Source organism: Betaproteobacteria bacterium (assembly GCA_016713305.1).
GTDB lineage: Bacteria > Pseudomonadota > Gammaproteobacteria > Burkholderiales.
This window is the reverse complement of sequence record JADJPK010000029.1, coordinates 1-5,941: the sequence shown is the minus strand read 5'-3', so window position 1 is coordinate 5,941 and position 5,941 is coordinate 1. Positions and strand designations below refer to the sequence as shown.

The 5,941-nt window shown below is 67.2% G+C and carries 1 protein-coding gene and 3 pseudogenes; 3 read left to right on the top strand and 1 reads right to left on the bottom strand.

What is annotated here, in order from left to right; translation table 11 throughout:
• Positions 1 to 819: 819 nt before the first annotated feature.
• Positions 820 to 3,393 (bottom strand): annotated as a pseudogene (gene ligD / locus IPK20_22065) (DNA ligase D).
• A 72-nt stretch (positions 3,394 to 3,465) separates the two neighbouring features.
• Between ligD and IPK20_22060 the strand changes: the two are divergent.
• The 3 genes and pseudogenes from IPK20_22060 to IPK20_22050 form a co-directional block, all read left to right on the top strand.
• Positions 3,466 to 4,329, top strand: a pseudogene (locus IPK20_22060) (Ku protein).
• A 56-nt stretch (positions 4,330 to 4,385) separates the two neighbouring features.
• Positions 4,386 to 5,791: pseudogene (locus IPK20_22055) on the top strand (class II fumarate hydratase).
• Positions 5,788 to 5,941: hypothetical protein (locus IPK20_22050; protein MBK8019102.1), on the top strand; the 154-nt coding region annotated here is incomplete at its 3' end. The pseudogene IPK20_22055 and the gene IPK20_22050, both read left to right, overlap by 4 nt.

Genomic DNA, 5,941 nt, shown 5'->3' with positions numbered 1-5,941 from the left:
GGCCGGACGGCTGCCCGGACATGTCGCCGGCGTTGTTCCGGCGCTGCCACTGAAGTGAATCCTCGCTCCGCGCTGTTGGCATTCCCAGACGGAAGGTTGCCGTGCGGGTTCGAATCGGGATTGATTCCGGTCTGGCCTTGGCCGGTCGTCCGTCCGCAAGAACGTGGGCGATTGACCCACGGCCTGACCGCCGGTAGGCGGTTGCGTGTCGGTATTGTTCCGCTCAGCGCCGACCCGTTGTCCGTCGAAGTGACGCCCGTGGAACTGGAGCGTCCCGAAGGCATTGCGCTGTCAGACTGGCTCGAACGTCCGGTGAGCGCAGACGGATCGGATGTTCCCTGGGAGGATTGGCCCGTGGTCGACGACGTACCGGAACTGGATGTGCCGGAGTTCGACATCGTTGAACGTCCCGAAGTGCCGGACGAAGACGAGTCGCCCGACACCGACGATCCGACTGCGTGGACTGACCGGTGGCCGAACGGTTGCTCGAGGTGGGGTCAGAGGAAGTCGCGTTGTTCGACGAACCCGAACGCGTCGATGTGCCCGACTGCACGTTCGCGCCGCTGCGCTTGGCGTTGGTCGAGGAATCCGACGAAGTGCTCGAGCTGTTGTCCGCGGCGAACGCACCGCAATTGGACATTGCCGCTGAAACGAGGACTGCAAGAATTGTTCGCTTGTTCACGATGAAAGCCTCCGTTGATAAGGTTCGGTGGCCACGTGCCGGAAGCAGCGCGCGGCTTCTCCCGCAAACGGCAATCGGTGTGCCGAGAACCGCATTCCACGAGCGAGCCGGCGGTGCCGTTCTCGACCCGCGCATGGTCAGCGGAACCCGGGTACTTCCAGCGCCCGGGCCGCGCCGGAGAGGGACTGCGCGGAACGTGTATCCGCAGCCTTCGTCGCCGTGGCCATGGCCTCATCCACACGTGGCTGGACGTCGCGTACCGTCCAGTGCGATCCGCCACGAAGGTCGTCGATCTCGTCCCACTGCACCGGGACCGAGACGCCCATGCCCGGACGCGCGCGCACGGACCATGCCGCGACGGTGGTCGCGCCTTGCGTGTTGCGCAGATAGTCCACGAAGATCTTGCCGACGCGGTTGCGCGGACCGCTCTTCAGCACGAACCGGTCGGGCATCACTCGCGCGAGATGCGCCACGACCGCCTTGGCGAGGCGCTCACCGGTGCCCACTCGTGCTTCGGCGCGAACGGAACGGTCACGTGCAGACCCTTGCCGCCGCTCGTCTTCAATGTGCATTCGAGATCCAGTTCCCGCAGCAGCGTCTGCACGAGAAGGGCCCCTTCTGCATGCGCCGCCACGCCAGCCCCTTCGCCGGGATCCAGATCGAAGACGATGCGGTCGGGCCGGTCGATGCGCTTGGCCAACGCGTTCCACGCGTGGAATTCCACGACGTTCATCTGGACGCAACCTGCCAGAGCGGTGAAGCCTGGAACCTGAAGATACGGTTCGTGTTCGGGATCGAGCGCCGGGTCCAGCGTGCGGATGCCGGGAATGGACGACTCCGCCGCGTGCTTCTGGAAGAACATCGCGCGGCCGATGCCTCCCGGCGCGCGCAGGAGCGAGACGGGCCTGCCGCCGATGTCGGCGAGGAGCAGTTCCGCGGCGTGCGCGTAATAATCCGCCAGTTCCCCCTTGGTGATCCCCGTGGAGGCATCGATCACACGCTCGGCATGCGTCACTTCGATGGAGCGATGAACCGCCGTCCTGGCGATGTCCGACCCACCGCGCGCCGGGCCAGGCTCACGCGCCGCAGGGGCGTTCAGCTTCTTGGCACGCGTGTGCGCCGCGCCGCCCGTCCGCGCGGGAGAGACACGGGGTTCGTCCCCGACTTCCGATGCAGGCTTGTCCGCACGCAGACCGTGGAAGACGGCCTGTCTCACGACGCGGCTGCGCGTCCACTGAGCGAAGGACACTTCGGCGACAAGCACCGGACGCACCCAATGGCCGCGAACGCCCGCGGGGAGAGCGGCGAAGGCGATTTCGCCTGAGCCAGCCTGTCGGAGCCTCTCGCCCGCAAGTCGGTCAGCGACTTCTCGGTGAAGCCGGTCCCCACGCGCCCGGCGTACCGCAACTGTCCGGCCGGTTCTCGCAGTCCCAGCAGCAGCGAGCCCAACCCCTTTCTGGCGCCTTCCGGATCCGTGAACCCTCCGATCACGAATTCCTGGCGTTCCGTGCATTTCAACTTGAGCCACGACATCGATCGGCCCGAGACATAGGCCGCATCGGCGCGCTTGACGATCACGCCTTCGGAGCCCAGTTCGCAAGCGGAACGCAGAAGATCCACGGGAGTCCGGGCGAAGCTTTCGCTGAACCGCACCCTTCCGGGCGTCTTGCCGCTCAGCTTCTCTCCCAGCAGGCGGCGACGCTCCTCCAGAGGCATCGAACGCCGGTCCTCGCCGTCCAGGAATGGCGCGTCGAACACGTAGTAGAGAAGATCTTCCGTGCGGCCCTCGCCCAGCGCATTCTGCAGTGCCTGGAAGTCCGGTATTCCACGGCGATCCAGGCTCACGAGCTCGCCGTCGATCCAGCCCCATTCGAGCTCCAGATGGCGCACGTCCGTGGCGAGGGCCGCCAGTTTTCGCGTCCAGTCGTTGCCGTTGCGGCTCACCAGGCGCACCTTGTCGTCCTCGATGCGCGCCAGCAGTCTGTACCCGTCGAACTTGATCTCGCACAGCCAGCCCGGATCCTGCGGGGCCGACGTGGCGAGCGTCGCGAGCTGAGGGGCCAGCGTTTCCGGAAGCGGCGATCGCCGTGCCGCTCCCCGGTGGGTGCGGATCACGTTGCCCTTGGTCCGAGGCTTCGCCGCAGCGGGCTTCTCCACGGCCTGCGCATCGTTCAGCACGCTCCCGGGCCGGGCGGCCAGGACGTCGTACTCCGATTCGGGCCGCGCGGCCTCGTCCTTCTCCTTGATGAGCAGCCAGGATTCCTGCCGCTCGCCCTCGCGCGGCTTCATCCGCACGAGGGTCCATCCACCGGAGAGCTTCTCGCCCCGCAGTTCGAACTTGAGCTTGCCCTCCCGATAGCCGTCGCGGGGGGTCGCCTGCGGTATCCAGATGCCCTGGTCCGGACGATCACGTGGCTGGCTCCGTATTCGCCGGCCGGAATCTCCCCTTCGAAGGAGCCGTACTCGAGGGGATGATCCTCCACGTGAACGCTCATGCGCCGTCGGGCGGGATCCAGGCTCGGCCCTTTCGGCACGGCCCAGCTCTTCAGCGTGCCATCCAGCTCAGGCAGGGGAGTCGTAGTGCAGCCGACGGCAGCGTGCTTCTGCACGACGAAGCGCAGCGCGGTGCTGCGCCGGGACCTGGCGCCCCGCGGCTCGCGCGTGCGCGTGAAATCGCGCTTGTTGCGATAGTGTTCCAGCGGATCGGCCATGACGTGCTCCCGTCGACGGGAACGCGGAATGCCCCGCGGGATGTCCCGTCTCTCGCGCTGGAGGCATTCAGCATGCCGCGCTCCCTGTGGAAAGGCGCCATCAGTTTCGGACTCGTCCACATTCCCGTGAGCCTGCATCCGGCCTCGCGCGAACAGGGGATCGATTTCGACTGGCTCGACCGGCGCAGCATGGATCCGGTGGGCTACCAGCGCATCAACAAGCGCACGGGCAAGGTGATCGACAAGGCGCAGATCGTGCGCGGCGTGAAGGTCGAGGACGGCCGCTACGTCGTCCTCGAGGACGACGAGATCCGCGGTGCCTATCCGCACCATGCAGACCATCGAGATCGAGGCGTTCGTCGAAGCCTCGGAGATCGCGCTTCGTCTACCTCGAGAAGCCCTACTACCTGGCCCCTCTCGGCAAGAGCGAGAAGGTGTATGTGCTGCTGCGCGAGACGCTGGCGGCGACGGGCCGCATCGGCATCGCGCGCATCGTGCTGAACACGCGGCAGCATCTGGCCGGGCTCATCGCATCCGGCCCGGCCCTGATCCTGAACACCCTGCGCTGGGCGGGCGAGGTCCTGCCCGCGGACGACCTTTCGTTGCCCGCGGCGGGGGCGCACGGCGCGAAGCTGACAGAGACGGAGAAGAAGATGGCCGCGCAGCTCGTGAACGACATGTCGGCGCCGTGGGATCCCGCGCGCAGTACTCGGACACCTTCCGCGATGCGGTCATGGCGTTGGTGGAAGGCGATCCGAAGCCGGAGACACCGGCACGTTCGCACCATCGGATCCGAGGAGGCCGCTCCCCAGCAGCAATGTCGTGGATCTCACCGAACTCCTGGGGCGCAGTCTCGCCAAGGGCGGACAGGAAGGCCGCGGCAAACCCGCACCGCGCCGGACTGCGCATGCGGGCACCCGGAAGCGGCGCGCGTGACAGACCTGACCGGCGAGTCCGAGACGGGGACAGGTTTCCGCATCGAGACCGACGGTCTGGGCGAAGTTGCGGTGCCCCTCGATGCGCTGCACGGACCCGAGACGCAGCGCGCCCTGGAGAACTTCTCCTTGAGCGGGGACACCATGCCTCCGCGGCTCGTGCGCACCCTGCTGGAGATGAAGGCTGTCGCGGCGTCGGTGAACGCTAAACTCGATCAGCTCGATCCCGACACTGCCTCGGCCATCGGAGCGTCATGCCGCGAACTGCTTGGCGACCCGCGTTTCATGCGGCATTTTCCGGTGGATGTCTTCCAGACGGGATCGGGCACCAGCACCCACATGAACGTGAACGAGGTGCTGGCCCGGCTCGCGTCGCGGACACTGGGACGGACCGTGGATGCACACGACCACGTGAACCGCGGGCAGAGTTCCAATGACGTGATGCCCACCGCGATCCAGGCGTCGGTCGCCCTTTCCGTGACTCAAGATCTGCTCCGGCGCTTCGGCATCTGGGTGACTGCATCAGGGAGAAGGGCCGGAGCCTCACGGGCGCCGTGAAGCTCGGCCGCACGCATCTCATGGATGCCATGCCGGTGCGCTTCGACCAGGTGCTCTCCGGCTGGGCCTGCCAGGTGGACGTGGACGCCGAGCGCATCGAGCGCTGCCGCGACGATCTTCTGCATGTCCCCATCGGCGGAACCGCCGTGGGCACGGGGGTCAACGCGCATCCCTCGTTCGCCGCGGAATTTGCGAGGCGTTCAGCCGCGCGACCGGCCTGGAGTTCCGCGTGGGCGCCAGCGCGTTCGCATTGATGGGGCGGGCGACGCCGCCGTGGCGATGTCGGGACAGCTTCGTACCGCCGCCGTGACCCTCACCAAGATCGCCAACGACCTGAGGTGGATGAGTTCCGGCCGATCGGAGGGCTCGACGAGATCGAACTCGACGCGCTCCAACCCGGCTCCTCCATCATGCCCGGCAAGGTGAATCCGGTCATTCCCGAAGCCGTCGCGATGGTGTGCGCGCAGGTCGCGGGCAACGATCTCGCCGTCGCCCTGGCGGGACAGTCCGGCAACTTCGAGCTGAACGTGATGCTTCCTCTCATCGCACGCAATCTGCTCCAGAGCGTGGAGCTGCTTGCGGCCGCGTCGAACGCGCTGGCCGACAAGGCGATCCGCGGTCTGCGGGTACGCGAACACCGGTTGCGGGATCTGGCGTCCCGCAGTCCCATGCTGGCGACCGCCCTGACGCCGCTGGTGGGTCATCGCGCGGCGGCCGCCATCGCCCGCCAGTCGTGGGAACAGCAACGACCGGTGATCGACGTGGCGGCGGAACTCACGGCCCTGCCACGAGCCCAGCTCGAACGCATGCTCGATGCGCTGCAGCTGACCCAGACCAGGGATGTCTTCGCCCCTGCGGGCAGATTGCTCCAGCCGTCGGGAGACCCAGGGAGGGAGAGCGGATGAGCGCGACGCCGCCGTTGCCCCGGCATGACGAAGCACGATTCCTGTCTCGGGTGCTCACCGTGGCGGGCGTGTTCATCGCCGTGGCCACGGTGTGGACGCTCCGCAATCTGCTGCTGTTGCTGTTCGGGGCTGCGGTGCTCGCCACGGCCC